The following is a 13,095-nucleotide window of genomic DNA, read 5'->3' as shown; positions in this document are numbered from 1 at the left end:
CCTAGAGGCGGCCATCCGGATGGCCGCAGGGGCGAACTCATGCTTTCAACCAGCACACGCGGAGCGGCGCCGGCCGTTCCGCCCACCACCGGCCAGGGTGGCGCGATTCCCGCGCTGCAGGTCAGCAACCTGCAGCCGCTCGCCGGCATGCTGCGCTGGATCGTCGTCGCGGTGCTCACCGTCGCGGTCGCGCTGCCGCTCGGCTTCATCCTGTTCCAGAGCCTGCTGTCCGCGCCGTTCTTCGATGCGAACAAGACGCTCGGCGTCGAAGGCTTCCGCTTCATCTTCACCGACCCGGACTTCTGGTCGGCCGTGAAGAACTCGTTCATCATCGCCGGCGGGATGCTGTTCATCTCGATCCCGCTCGGCGGCATCCTCGCGTTCCTGATGGTGCGCACCGACCTGCCCGGCCGCCGCTGGCTCGAGCCGCTGCTGCTTACGCCCGTGTTCGTGTCGCCGATGGTGCTCGCGTTCGGCTACGTGGTCGCGGCCGGCCCGGTCGGCTTCTATTCCGTGTGGTTCAAGGAACTGTTCGGGGTGCAGAACGTACCCTGGAACGTGTACTCGATCTTCGCGATCACGATGATCGTCGGCCTCACGCACGTGCCGCACGTGTACCTGTACTCGTCGGCCGCGCTGCGCAACCTCGGCTCGGACGTCGAGGAAGCGGCGCGCGTGACGGGGGCGCGGCCGTTCCGCGTCGCGCTCGACGTGAGCCTGCCGATGACGATGCCCGCGCTGCTGTTCGCCGGCGTGCTCGTGTTCTTCCTCGGCTTCGAGGTGTTCGGGCTGCCGCTCGTGCTCGGCGATCCGGAAGGCCACCTCGTGCTCGCGACCTACCTGTACAAGCTGACCAACAAGCTCGGCGTGCCGTCGTATCACCTGATGGCCGCGGTCGCGGTGTGCATCGTCGCGATCACGTTCCCGCTCGTGCTGCTGCAGCGCCGCCTGCTGAAGAGCGCGAACCGCTTCGTCACGGTGAAAGGCAAGGCCGGCCGTGCGACGGTGCTGCCGCTCGGCGTATGGCGCTGGGTCGCGCTCGCGATCGTCGCGCTGTGGCTGATGCTGACGGTGATCGTGCCGATCTCGGGCATCGTGCTGCGCGCGTTCGTGACCAACTGGGGCGAAGGCGTCGCGCTCGCCGAAGCGCTGACGCTGCAGAACTTCATCGAGCTGTTCGAGCAGGACAACCTCGTGCGCGCGATCGTCAACACGCTCGGCATCGGCGTGATCGGCGGTGCGCTCGCGATCGGCTTCTACTCGCTCGTCGCCTTCGCCGGCCATCGCCGCAACGACTGGGCGACAAAACTGCTCGACTACCTCGTGCTGCTGCCGCGCGCGGTGCCGGGCCTGCTCGCCGGTCTTGCGTTCCTGTGGATCTTCCTGTTCGTGCCGGGCCTGCGCGAGCTGAAGAACTCGATGTGGAGCATCTGGATCGCATACACGGTCGTGTGGCTCGCATACGGGATGCGGCTCATCCAGAGCGCGCTGCTGCAGGTCGGCCCGGAACTCGAGGAAGCCGGCCGCAGCGTCGGCGCGACGCGCAGCCGCGTGTCGCTCGACGTGACGCTGCCGCTCGTGCGCTTCGGCCTGCTCGCCGCGTGGCTGCTGATCTTCATGATCTTCGAGCGCGAATACTCGACCGCCGTCTATCTGCTGTCGCCCGGCACCGAAGTGATCGGCGCGCTGCTCGTGTCGCTGTGGGCGACCGGCGCCGTCGACCAGGTTGCCGCGCTCTCTGTCATCAACATCGCGATGGTCGGCGCCGGTCTCGGCGTGGCCCTGCGCTTCGGAGTGAAACTTCATGGATAAGCTCATCGTCGACGACCTGCATCTCAGCTATGGCGCCAACCCGATCCTCAAGGGCGTGTCGTTCGAACTGAAGGCCGGCGAAGTCGTGTGCCTGCTCGGCGCGTCGGGCAGCGGCAAGACCACGCTGCTGCGCGCGGTGGCCGGCCTCGAACAGCCGTCCGACGGGCGCATCCAGCTCGACGACCGCGTGTTCTTCGACGGCGCGCGGCACGTCGACCTGCCGGTCGAACAGCGTTCGCTCGGCCTCGTGTTCCAGTCGTACGCGCTGTGGCCGCACCGCACCGTCGCCGACAACGTCGGCTACGGGCTCAAGCTGCGCCGCGTGGCACCGGCCGAACAGAAGCGCCGCGTGCAGACAGCGCTCGACCAGCTCGGCCTCGGCCACCTCGCCGAGCGCTTTCCGCATCAGCTGTCGGGCGGCCAGCAGCAGCGTGTCGCGATCGCGCGTGCGCTCGTCTACAACCCGCCGGTGATCCTGCTCGACGAGCCGCTGTCGAACCTCGACGCGAAGCTGCGCGAAGAAGCGCGTGCGTGGCTGCGCGAGCTGATCGTGTCGCTCGGGCTGTCGGCGCTCTGCGTGACGCACGACCAGACCGAAGCGATGGCGATGTCCGACCGCATCCTGCTGCTGCGCAACGGCCGCATCGAACAGGAAGGCACGCCGGCCGAGCTGTACGGCGCGCCGCGCTCGCTGTACACGGCCGAATTCATGGGCAGCAACAACCGCATCGATGCGCGCGTCTCGGCCGTCGACGGCGAACGCGTGACGCTCGCCGGCGACGGCTGGGAGCTGCAGGCGCTCGCCCGCGACACGTTCGCGCCGGGCCAGGACGCGCAGGCAGTGATCCGCCTCGAACGCGTGCAGGTCGCCGACGGCCCGGGCGCGAACCGGCTGCAGGCCGACCTCGTCACGTCGATGTATCTCGGCGACCGCTGGGAATACCTGTTCCATTGCGGCGAGATGCGCCTGCGCGCGTTCGGCCACGTGCCGCGCGCGGCCGGCAAGCACTGGATCGAATTCCCGACCAACGACTGCTGGGCGTTCGCGAAAGCGGGCTGACCCGCTTCGCGGCGGCTCGTGTGCCGCCGCGCGTGCATTCAACATGCTTTTGCGACTCGAATCGGCGGACGCTTCATGGCGTCCGCCGATGGCGCACCGAGTACGCGTTTTCCGTTTCGACCAACCCACAACAACCAAGGAGACACCGTCAAAATGAAGTCACGCGCAGAACGTTCTATTCGAACAGTAGCCCTCACCGGTTCGGCCGCGGCAGCCTGTCTCGCCGCGCCGGCCGCGCACGCGCAGTCGTCGGTCACGATCTACGGGATCATGGACGCCGGCATCGAATACACGAACCATGCGGCACCGGATGGCGGCAATTCGTTCAAGCTGAAGTCGGGCAACAAGAACACGTCGCGCTGGGGCTTGCGCGGCGTCGAGGATCTCGGCGGCGGGTTGAAGGCCGTGTTTCGCCTCGAAAGCGGCATCGATCTCGCGAATGGCGCGTCCGACGACGGCCCCGACTCGATCTTCGCGCGCCGTGCGACGGTGGGCCTGAAAGGCAAATGGGGCGAGCTGACGCTTGGCCGCAACTTCACCGTCACGTACGACTACATGATGCCGTTCGACCCGATGGGTTACTCGCAAAACTATTCGTGGGCGTCGTCGTCGATGGCGACCGGCGGGCGCAAGGACGGCATGTTCACGCGCTCGTCGAATGCGGTGCGTTACGACGGTGAATTCAGCGGCTTCAAGTTCGGCGCGCTGTATGGCTTCGGCAACGTGCCGGGCAGCGTGAAGACCAGCTCGAAATACGACTTCGCGCTCGGCTACGAGACCGGCCCGTTCGCGGCGGTGCTCACGTTCGACCGGCAGAACGGCGCGGCCGACAGCGTCACGCCGGCCGATACCGTCAACTACATCCAGGGGATTCACGCGGGCCTGAGCTACGACTTCGGCAACCTGAAGACGATGGCCGGCTATCGCAACTACAAGCGCACGTTTCGCACCGCGGCGGCGAACCAGCTGAGCGATATGTACTGGCTCGGCGGGTCGTACCAGTTCACGCCGACGTTCTCGCTGATCGCGGCCGTCTATCACCAGAACATCAAGGGCGGCACGGATGCCGACCCGACGCTGGTATCGGTTCGGGCGCAATACGCGCTGTCGAAGCGCACGGTGCTGTATGCGACCGGCGCGTTCGCGATCGCGAAGCACGACCAGAAGGTCGGCGTGTCGCGCGATTTCGCCGGGTATGGCACCACGCAGGTCGGCGTGACCGCGGGGATTCAGCAGCGGTTCTGAGTGTGACGACGCGGGCGGCGGGTGACTTTCATGTCGCGCCGCCCGTTGTCGGTACACACCACCGCCCTGCTTCGCACCGCGCGTTCGCAATCGTCTAACGGCTCGACGCGACGGTGGATGCCAGTCTGCCGCCGGTGCGCGCACCGATCGCGTCATGTCCACGGCCTGCGGCCGGTCAATCGCCGCGCATCGTGAATACCGGGCGCACCCGACTGTTCGCATCGCCCCAGTGCTCGCCGACCGCCGACAGCGGCACCGTGCGTGTTTCGAGCGTCAGCCCCGCCGGGCCTGCCGCGTCGAATACGTCGCGCACCGAAGCCAGCAACCCCGGCAGCGACACGCTGCCAATACCGCTGCCCAGCAGTTCGATCGCTGTGGCACGCAATACGGCGCCCGGCAGCAGCACGTCCGCGCCGCCGATCGAGCCGATCTGCACGAAGCGCAACCGACGACCGTCGGGTGTCGCCTTCGCGGCGGAAATCAGCAGTGCGAGCGCGCTCGCCCCCCAAAGATAGTCGAGCACGACGTCCACACCCGCGCGGAAATGCGGTTCGAGCGCGCGGGCCAGATGCGCGTCGTCCTGCTGCAGCGACACGACGGCGTCCGCGCCGGCGTTCAGCAACGCGTCCAGCGCGGCCGCGTTGCGGCCCGTCGCGATCACCTTCGCGGCGCCCAGATGCTTCGCGATCCGCACCGCGAGCCCGCCCGAGGCGCCCGTCGCGCCGTTGACCAGCACCGTCTCGCCCGCGACGAGCCGTGCACGTTCGGTCAGCGCGGCCCACGACGACATTCCGGGGATCGCGATCGCCGCGGCCGTGACATCGTCGAGCCCATCCGGCAGCGGTACGCACTGCGCGTCGGGCACGATCGCGCATTCGGCCATCGCACCGAACGGCGCGGGCGCGCCGAAGAAATAGACGCGCCGGCCGTCGTCGCCGCGCCCCACGCCGTCGACGCCGACGACGAACGGATAGCCGCCGCCGGACGAATAGTGCGTGCCCGCCGCGCGCGCCTGCGCAAGACGGCTCAACGCGGACGCCGTCACGTCGATCAGACGGTGGCCGGGTATCGCATGCGGCGCTTCGAACTCCATATGAACGGGGCGCTCGCCGGCGCCCGTCACGACTGCTGCTTTCATGCCGACTCCTTGATTGATGGATCTCGATCGACGGTTCCGTCGTGTATCAGCGTGCGTCGAGCCACGCGCGCAGTGCTGGATCGCGCACTTCCAGCACGTCGAACAGGCCGAGCGCACGCAGCGCGGGCAATGCGTCGAGCGCGTCGGCTTCGGCACGGGCGCGCTCGGCGGGCGCCGCATCCGGATCGGTCAGCACGCGCGCATTGACCAGGAACGCGCCGACGGTGCCCTTGCGGATCGTCGTTCCGCCGGCCTTGATCCGGTCGGCATGGTCGGGAAGCATCTGTTCGGCTCGCATCGCGTCGTACTCCGGTTGTCATCGATGGACGCAGTTTAGGCGTGCGCAGCCGGCCGATCTCCGGTATAACAGTCGTTCGATACTGAAATCCGGCCATGACCGATCCACTCCTGCCCGCCCGATTCGTCACGTCCGACGACGGCCCGTTCGTCGTCGCCGCCGTGCTGTCGCAGCGCGACCCGCGCATCACGCCGCCGCATGCGCACGCGCGCGGCCAGCTCGTCGGCGCACTGAGCGGCGTGGTGTCGATCGGCCTCGACGACCAGGACTGGGTCGTACCGGCGATTCATGCGATCTGGATTCCGCCGCATTGCCGGCATTCGCTGCGCTCGTTCGGGCCGATTTCCGGATGGTCGGCGTTCGTCGCCGAAGCGCGCTGCGCGGGGTTGCCTGACGCGCCGCGCGCGATCCGCACCACGCCGCTGCTTCGCGAAGCCGTGCAGCGCGCGGCAAGCTGGGGCGATGCGGAACTCGATGCCGCGCAGGCGCGCATTGCCGACGTGATCCTCGACGAGATCGCGTCGTCGGAGGTCGAAGCACTGGGGCTGGTGCGGCCGCAGGATCCGCGGCTCATGAAGATCACCGATGCGCTCGCCACGAACCTCGCGAACAACCGGCGACTGGAGGAATGGGCAGCATGGGCCGGCATCGGTGCCCGAACGATGAGCCGCCGCTTCGTCGCCGAGACAGGGCTGACGTTCGCGCAGTGGCGTCAGCAGGCACGGCTGCTGCGGGCGCTGGAGAAAATCGCCGACGGCGTGCCGGTCACGACGATCGCGCTCGATCTCGGATACGACAACGTGAGCGCGTTCATCGACATGTTCCGGCGGGCGACGGGGACGACGCCGGGAAGGTATATGGAAGCGGGACGATAAGGTCGGCGCGATGCGCGGCGATGACGCAAACCGATTTCTCGTATTCCGTGCGATTCAAATCATCGCCCGATCCAACCGGGCAGCTGTCCGGTCGAGTTGCGCAGCGGCCGGGTCTGCCCGGTTGCGCAGCAGATTCCTTATCCCGTCCGCTTCGCTCAATACGTCCCATCCCCCTGCTTCACCACCTCCCCATCGCTCCCCTTGAACTGCGCCGCCAACCGCTCCGCACTCCGCGCCAGCAGCGTCGTATCGACCCCCACCGCAACGAACAACGCCCCCGCTTCCAGATACCGCCGCGCCGCCGCCTCATCCGCGCTGAGAATGCCCGGCGCCTTGCCTGCCGCCTTGATCGCCCGGATCGCGCCGTCGATCGCCGCCTGCACCTCCGGATGCCCCGGATTGCCGAGGTGCCCGAGATCGGCCGCCAGATCGGCCGGCCCGATGAACACGCCATCGACGCCCTCCACCCGCGCAATCGCATCGATCGCGTCGAGCCCGGCACGCGTCTCGACCTGCACGAGCACGGCCATTTCGTCGTTCGCGCGATGCAGATAATCGCCGACGCGGTTCCACCGCGACGCGCGCGCGAGCGCACTGCCGACGCCGCGAATCCCGTGCGGCGGATAACGCGTCGCGGCCGCCGCCGCGCGCGCTTCGTCGGCGCTCTGCACCATCGGCACGAGCAGCGTCTGCGCGCCGAGATCGAGCACCTGCTTGACGATCACCGGATCGTTCCACGGCACGCGCACGACCGGATGCGACGGATACGGCGCGATCGCCTGCAACTGCGCGAGGATCGTCGGCACCGTGTTCGGCGCATGTTCGCCGTCGATCAGCAGCCAGTCGAAACCGGCGCCCGCGACGACTTCGGCGCTGTACGGATTCGCGAGGCCGAGCCACAACCCGACCTGCGCGTCGCCACGCGCGAGCGCGGCCTTGAAGACATTCGACGGAATCTGCATCGCTCGCTCACCTCACGCGAAATAGCACTGGATCGTCCCGAGCGGGCCGTAGTCGACGCTGAACGTGTCGCCCGAGCGCGCCGCGCACGGCCGCGTGAACGAGCCGCCGAGCACGACCTGCCCCGGCTCCAGCGCGACGTCGAAGCGCGACAGCCGATTCGCCAGCCAAGCGACGCCATTGGCCGGATGGTTCAGCACGCCGGCCGCGACGCCCGTTTCCTCGACCACGCCGTTGCGCGACATGATCGCCGCGACCCAGCGCAGGTCGACGTCCTGCGGCCGCACCGGCCGCCCGCCGATCACGACGCCCGCGTTCGCCGCGTTGTCGGCGATCGTGTCGAACACCTTGCGCGGCCGCTTCGTATCGGGGTCGATCGACTGGCTGCGCGCGTCGATGATCTCGAGCGCGGGCACCACGTAATCGACCGCGTCGTACACGTCGAAGATCGTGCAGTTCGGGCCGGTGAGCCGCTTGCCGAGCACGAACGCGAGTTCGACCTCGACGCGCGGCACGATGAAGCGCCCGGCCGGGATCGTGCCGCCGTCGTCGAAGAACATGTCGTCGAGCAGCGCGCCGTAATCGGGCTCGTCGATCTGCGACGTGTTCTGCATCGCCTTCGACGTGAGGCCGATCTTGTGCCCCTTGAGCGTGCGGCCTTCCGCGAGCTTGAGGGCGACCCACGCGCGCTGGATCGCATACGCGTCGTCGATCGTGATGTCGGGATGGTCGAGCGAGATCTGGCGGATCTGCTTGCGCTCGCGCTCGGCGTCGTGCAGACGCTGCGCGAGCTGGTCGATGATGGCGGGTTCGAGCATGATCGGATCGGGAATGGGGTTCAGCCGGCCCGCTTGTAGCGGGCGTGAATGTTGTTGTGCTTGTACGAGCCGCTTTCGCTGAACTCGGTCAGCTCCATCGACAGCGCGAGATAGCGCTTCGCATACAGCTCCGAGAAATGCGCCTTGATCGCATCGAACAGCGCGTCGCACGCGGCCTGCTTGGTCTCGTCGCTGCGGCCCGAGCCGATCTTCAGCGTCACGTGGACGAACGCGTCGTCCTCCGTGCCGTCGGCGACGCAGTAATCCTGCAGCTCGATCGCGCGCGAGCGGATGCCGCCGGTCGGAAACACGCCGCCCTGCGCGATCAGCGTCGCGTTGATCGTGCGCAGCAGCGCGGGAATGCGCGCGTCGTCGCGGATGTTCGCGGTGTATTCGACGACGATGTGTGGCATGGCAACGCTCCGGATAGGTGATGTGGCGCTCAGGCGAGCGGGAAGATCGCGTTGATCTGCCCGGTGCCCGAGCTCGCGAAATAGTCGGTGACGATCTCGACGGGCTTGTCGTAACGATCCCAGCCGAGCAGGCCGAGCAGCATCGCCGTGTCGTGCATGCCGCCTTCGCCGTGACAATGCGTGTTGTACTCGGGCAGCATCGCGCAGAAGGTCTTGAAATCGCCCTGCTTCCACAGCTCGACCACGCGCAGGTCGACCTGCCGGAAGAACTCGCGGCTGATCTCGTGGATCGATTCCTCCGGACTGCCGTTGTCGTTGAAGCGATGCGACAGCGAGCCGCTCGCGAGGAACGCGACGTTCGAATCGCTCTTCTCGATCGCCTCGAGCAGCGCCTCGCCGAAGCGCCGGCTTTCGTCGAGCGTATGCCACATGCACCAGCCCGCGATCGACACGACCTTGAAGTGCTGGTCGGCGTTCATGTAGCGCATCGGCACGAGCGTGCCGTATTCGAGTTCGAGGCTGTCGATCTCGTGTGCGCGCGTCGCGATGCCGCGTGCGCTGGCCGTCTCCGCGATCAGGCGGCCGAGTGCCGGGTTGCCCGGATACGCGTACTGCATGTCGCGGATGAAGTGCGGCAGCTCGTTGCTGGTATACGTACCCGCGAACCGCGCATTGCAGTTCACGTGATAGCCGGCGTTGACGAGCCAGTGCACGTCCGACACGACGATCGTATCGACGCCGAGCGCGCGGCAGCGCTCGCCGATCAGCTGGTGGCCGCGGATCGCCGCTTCGCGGCAGCCGTGATGCCTGCCGGGCAACTCCGACAGGTACATCGACGGCACGTGCGTGATCTTCGCGGCGAGGGACAGTTTGCCCATCGTTCAAGTCTCCGTATCGTTCGTTCTTGCTGGCGGCGCCACGACCCGCGCCCGTCACACGCCCCAGCGGGGAATGTGATGCGAACCCATCGAGATGCACACGTTCTTGATCTCCGCGAACACCTCGAAGCTGTACTCGCCGCCTTCGCGCCCGGTGCCCGACTCCTTCACGCCGCCGAACGGCTGGCGCAGGTCGCGCACGTTCTGGCTGTTCACGAACACCATCCCGGCCTCGATGCCGCGCGCGAGGCGATGCACCTTGCCGACGTCCTGCGTCCAGATGTACGACGCGAGCCCGTAGGACGTGTCGTTCGCAAGCCGCAGCCCTTCCTCCTCGTTCTCGAACGGAATCAGGCACGCGACCGGCCCGAAAATCTCTTCCTGCGCGATGCGCATCCGGTTGTCGACGTCGGCGAACACGGTCGGGCGCACGAAATTGCCGTTGCGCAGATGGTCGGCGAGGCCGGCCGGCTTGTCCGCGCCGCCTGCCACCACGCGCGCGCCTTCCTGCTCGCCGATCCGGATATAGCCGGTCACCTTCTCCCAGTGCTGGCGCGTGATCATCGCGCCGAGCTGCGTCGCCTGATCGGACGGATCGCCGACCACCAGGTTGTTCGCACGGCGCGCGAATTCCTGCACGAAGCGGTCGTAGATCGTGCGCTGCACGAAGATCCGCGAGCCCGCGGTACAGCGCTCGCCGTTGATCGAGAAGATCGTGAACAGCGACGCGTCGAGCGCGCGGTCGAAATCGGCATCGTCGAAAATCAGCACGGGCGACTTGCCGCCGAGCTCCATCGAGTATTTCTTCAGGCCCGCGCGCTCCATGATCCGCTTGCCCGTGACCGTGCCGCCCGTGAACGACACCGCGCGCACGTCCGGATGGCGCACCAGCGCGTCGCCGGCCGTCGCGCCGTATCCCTGCACGACGTTCAGCACGCCCGCCGGAATGCCGGCTTCGAGCGCGAGCCGGCCGAGCTGGTCGGCCGTCAGCGGCGACAGCTCCGACATCTTCAGCACGGCCGTGTTGCCGAGCGCGAGACACGGCGCCGTCTTCCACGTCGCGGTCATGAACGGCACGTTCCACGGCGACACCAGCGCGCACACGCCGACCGGCTGGTACAGCGTGTAGTTCAGCATCTGGTCGTCGACCGGATACGTGCGGCCGTTCATCTGCACGCACACTTCCGCGAAGAAGTTGAAGTTCTCGGACGCGCGCGGAATCAGCTGCTTGCTCGTCTGCGCGATCGGCAGGCCGGTGTCCTGCGTCTCGAGCGCGGCGAGCATCGGCACGTTCTTCTCGATCAGCTCGCCAAGCTTGCGCATCAGCTTCGCGCGCTCCTTCGCGGGCGTGTTCGCCCACTTCGGGAATGCGTCCTTTGCCGCGCGCACGGCCGCGTCGACTTCGGCCTCGCCGGCCGACGCGACGTCGGTGATCGCGTCGCCCGTCGCGGGATTCAGCGTCGTGAAGGTCTCGCGGCTCTCGACCTCACGGCCGCCGATCCAGTGCTTGATGGTCATGTGCTCTCCTTGGGCGACGGGCTCAGCCGGCGCGATAGTAGTCTGCTTCGCCGACGATCGTGTTCACGAGCCGGCCGATTCCTTCGATTTCGGTCACGACCTCGTCGCCGGGCTTCGTGTCGGCCAGCCCTTCCGGCGTGCCGGTCAGGATCAGGTCGCCCGGCGAGAGCGTCATGAAGCTGCTGATGTGCTCGATCAGCGCGGGCACGTCGAAGATCATGTCGCGCGTGCTGCCGCGCTGCGTCTCCCGGCCGTTCACCGTCGTGCGCAGCGTCAGGTCGCCCGCGTCGCCGATCTCGTCGCGGCTGACGAACCACGGCCCGAGCGGCGTGCAGGTGTCGCGGTTCTTCACGCGCAGGTTCGGGCGGTAGTAGTTTTCGAGGTAATCGCGGATCGCGTAGTCGTTCGCGACCGTGTAGCCGGCGACGTGGTCGAGCGCCTGCGCGCGGCTCACGTTGCGCGCCGGGCGGCCGATCACGACGGCCAGTTCGCACTCGTAGTGCATGTGCGTCGCGTCCGCCGGGCGCACGGTGCGCGAGCGGTGACCGATGAACGTGTTCGGCCCCTTCAGGAAGATCAGCGGCTCGCTCGGCGCCTTGAACGCGAGTTCCTTCGCGTGGTCCGCGTAGTTGAGGCCGAGCGCGAACGTCGTGCGCGGCGCGACGGGCGGCAGCCACGTCACCACGTCCTCGGCGACCACGCGGCCCGTGTCGAGGCGGATCGCGCCGTCGCCGGCCGGTTCGGCCGCATGCAGTGCGCCGTTGTAGATCACGCGCGCCGTCTTCATCGTGCTTCCTCCGCAATCAGCGTATGCCGCAACGTGCCGATGCCGGCGGCGGTAATCTCGATCGTGCTGCCCGCGCGGGCACGCGGTGCGCCACCCGCGACGCCGAGCAGCAGCACGTCGCCCGCGTCGAACGACATGAATGCCGTCACGTCGGCGATCAGTTCCCGCACCGGGCGGATCAGCGTGGCGGTCGACGCGGACACCACGGCGTCGCCGTCGATCCGCACGGTCAGGCCGATCGCGTCGACATCGCCGAGCGCGGCCGCCGGCACGATCGCCGGGCCCAGCGGGCAGAAGCCGTCGCGACACTTGAAGCGCACGGCCGGACGGTAGTAATCGGGATGCGGGACCGACACGTCGCTCGCGAGCGTGAAGCCGTGCACGTAATCGAGCGCCTGCGCGGCCGGCACGCGCGTCGCGCGCCGCGAGAACACGACGGCCAGCGACGCGCCGATCTCCAGCGCATCGACGCCCGCGGGCACCACGACGGCCGCGCCATCGGCCGCATGCGTGTTGGCCGGTTTGATGTAAAGGATCGGCGCCTGCGGCGGACGACCGTAAGGCGGTGCGTGCACGGCATCGCCGAGCGCGTCGAGTGCGGCGCGCTCGTTGAGCAGCGCACCGTAGACGGTACCGATGGCGACCGGCAGCGGCGGCGCCGCGGCGGTCCTGCAAGACAGCTCCATGCGTCATTCCCCTGCCGCGCGTCGCGGCGCATCGTCAATAGTTAATATCTTAAGTAAACAATCGGACGCAGGCAACCGCGATTACCCTGATACATGAAATTCAGCACCGTCGGCTGTTAAGATTGATGCGTCCCCGTCCATTCCCCACCCCCGATGAACCGTACGCTCGACCATCGCAACCTGGCCATGCTGCTGCTCGAGGCCCGCGAAACGCTGATGGGCCTGTTCCGCCCCATTCTCAAGGAATTCGCGCTGACCGAACAGCAATGGCGGATCATCCGCGTGCTCGACGGCGAGCCGGCGAATGCGCTCGAAGCGGGACAGATCGCGCGCCGCTGCTGCATCCTCAGCCCGAGCCTCACCGGCGTGCTGGAACGGATGGAGCGCGACGGCCTGATCACGCGCACACGCGCGCAGGAAGATCAGCGCCGGCTGCTGGTGAGCCTGACGCCGCAAAGCAGGAAGCTGGTGACCGAAATCGGCCCGCGCATCGACGAGCAGTATCGCCAGCTCGAAGCGCGTTTCGGCCAGGACGGCCTGGACGACATCTACCGTGCGCTCGACCGGCTGATCGAACTCGGCAGCGCGTCGTAGGGCCTGCCGCGGC

14 protein-coding genes are annotated in these 13,095 nt (G+C 67.7%); 5 read left to right on the top strand and 9 right to left on the bottom strand.

Annotated elements, in window-relative coordinates:
- The first annotated feature begins 39 nt into the window (after positions 1–39).
- The 3 genes from DID99_RS00720 (at position 40) to DID99_RS00710 (ending at position 4,117) form a co-directional block, all read left to right on the top strand.
- Positions 40–1,812, top strand: a complete 1,773-nt coding sequence (locus DID99_RS00720; protein WP_124665829.1) for an iron ABC transporter permease — start codon at positions 40–42, stop codon at positions 1,810–1,812.
- On the top strand, positions 1,805–2,872 hold the full coding sequence (locus DID99_RS00715) for an ABC transporter ATP-binding protein (RefSeq protein WP_124484940.1): 1,068 nt from the start codon (positions 1,805–1,807) through the stop codon (positions 2,870–2,872). The genes DID99_RS00720 and DID99_RS00715 overlap by 8 nt, the downstream gene beginning before the upstream one ends.
- Before the next feature lie 153 nt (positions 2,873–3,025).
- Positions 3,026–4,117, top strand: coding sequence for a porin (locus DID99_RS00710; RefSeq protein WP_124665828.1), 1,092 nt, complete (start codon positions 3,026–3,028; stop codon positions 4,115–4,117).
- A 175-nt stretch (positions 4,118–4,292) separates the two neighbouring features.
- On the opposite strand, the gene DID99_RS00705 is transcribed toward DID99_RS00710, so the two are convergent.
- Both DID99_RS00705 and DID99_RS00700 read right to left on the bottom strand, forming a co-directional pair.
- Positions 4,293–5,255: a zinc-binding alcohol dehydrogenase family protein gene (locus tag DID99_RS00705; protein WP_124665827.1), complete on the bottom strand. Its 963-nt coding sequence runs from the start codon at positions 5,253–5,255 to the stop codon at positions 4,293–4,295.
- A 46-nt stretch (positions 5,256–5,301) separates the two neighbouring features.
- Positions 5,302–5,553 (bottom strand): hypothetical protein, encoded by a 252-nt coding sequence (locus DID99_RS00700; RefSeq protein ID WP_124519573.1) that lies wholly within the window; start codon positions 5,551–5,553, stop codon positions 5,302–5,304.
- A 95-nt stretch (positions 5,554–5,648) separates the two neighbouring features.
- Here DID99_RS00700 and DID99_RS00695 point away from each other — a divergent pair, with 95 nt between their 5' ends.
- The gene (locus tag DID99_RS00695) at positions 5,649–6,428 is read left to right on the top strand and encodes a helix-turn-helix domain-containing protein (RefSeq protein ID WP_124665826.1); all 780 of its coding nucleotides are present in this window, start codon (positions 5,649–5,651) and stop codon (positions 6,426–6,428) included.
- A 155-nt stretch (positions 6,429–6,583) separates the two neighbouring features.
- Here the strand turns inward: DID99_RS00695 and hpaI are convergent, their stop codons facing one another.
- From hpaI to DID99_RS00660, 7 genes are read right to left on the bottom strand one after another with little or no spacing between them, the layout of a single operon-like run.
- Positions 6,584–7,390: a 4-hydroxy-2-oxoheptanedioate aldolase gene (hpaI, locus tag DID99_RS00690; RefSeq protein ID WP_124665825.1), complete on the bottom strand. Its 807-nt coding sequence runs from the start codon at positions 7,388–7,390 to the stop codon at positions 6,584–6,586.
- 12 nt (positions 7,391–7,402) lie between these two features.
- Positions 7,403–8,206 (bottom strand): 2-oxo-hept-4-ene-1,7-dioate hydratase, encoded by an 804-nt coding sequence (gene hpaH / locus DID99_RS00685; RefSeq protein ID WP_124484945.1) that lies wholly within the window; start codon positions 8,204–8,206, stop codon positions 7,403–7,405.
- Between the two features lie 20 nt (positions 8,207–8,226).
- Positions 8,227–8,619, bottom strand: a complete 393-nt coding sequence (locus DID99_RS00680; RefSeq protein ID WP_124665824.1) for a 5-carboxymethyl-2-hydroxymuconate Delta-isomerase — start codon at positions 8,617–8,619, stop codon at positions 8,227–8,229.
- A gap of 29 nt (positions 8,620–8,648) precedes the next feature.
- Positions 8,649–9,497 carry a 3,4-dihydroxyphenylacetate 2,3-dioxygenase gene (gene hpaD, locus DID99_RS00675; RefSeq protein ID WP_124519579.1) on the bottom strand — a complete coding sequence of 283 codons (849 nt, stop codon included), beginning with the start codon at positions 9,495–9,497 and terminating at the stop codon, positions 8,649–8,651.
- A 54-nt stretch (positions 9,498–9,551) separates the two neighbouring features.
- Positions 9,552–11,015 (bottom strand): 5-carboxymethyl-2-hydroxymuconate semialdehyde dehydrogenase, encoded by a 1,464-nt coding sequence (gene hpaE, locus DID99_RS00670; RefSeq protein ID WP_124665823.1) that lies wholly within the window; start codon positions 11,013–11,015, stop codon positions 9,552–9,554.
- A 22-nt stretch (positions 11,016–11,037) separates the two neighbouring features.
- Complete coding sequence (locus tag DID99_RS00665; RefSeq protein WP_124665822.1) at positions 11,038–11,802, bottom strand: fumarylacetoacetate hydrolase family protein; 765 nt, start codon at positions 11,800–11,802, stop codon at positions 11,038–11,040.
- Positions 11,799–12,488, bottom strand: a complete 690-nt coding sequence (locus DID99_RS00660; protein ID WP_124665821.1) for a fumarylacetoacetate hydrolase family protein — start codon at positions 12,486–12,488, stop codon at positions 11,799–11,801. The genes DID99_RS00665 and DID99_RS00660 overlap by 4 nt, the downstream gene beginning before the upstream one ends.
- A 153-nt stretch (positions 12,489–12,641) precedes the next feature.
- Here DID99_RS00660 and hpaR point away from each other — a divergent pair, with 153 nt between their 5' ends.
- Complete coding sequence (gene hpaR, locus DID99_RS00655; protein WP_124665820.1) at positions 12,642–13,082, top strand: homoprotocatechuate degradation operon regulator HpaR; 441 nt, start codon at positions 12,642–12,644, stop codon at positions 13,080–13,082.
- The last annotated feature ends 13 nt before the right edge of the window (positions 13,083–13,095 follow it).

This window comes from Burkholderia sp. Bp8986, assembly GCF_003854225.1.
Taxonomy (GTDB): domain Bacteria; phylum Pseudomonadota; class Gammaproteobacteria; order Burkholderiales; family Burkholderiaceae; genus Burkholderia.
Note: the sequence above shows the minus strand (reverse complement) of the source record. Positions and strands in the feature narration are given on the sequence as shown.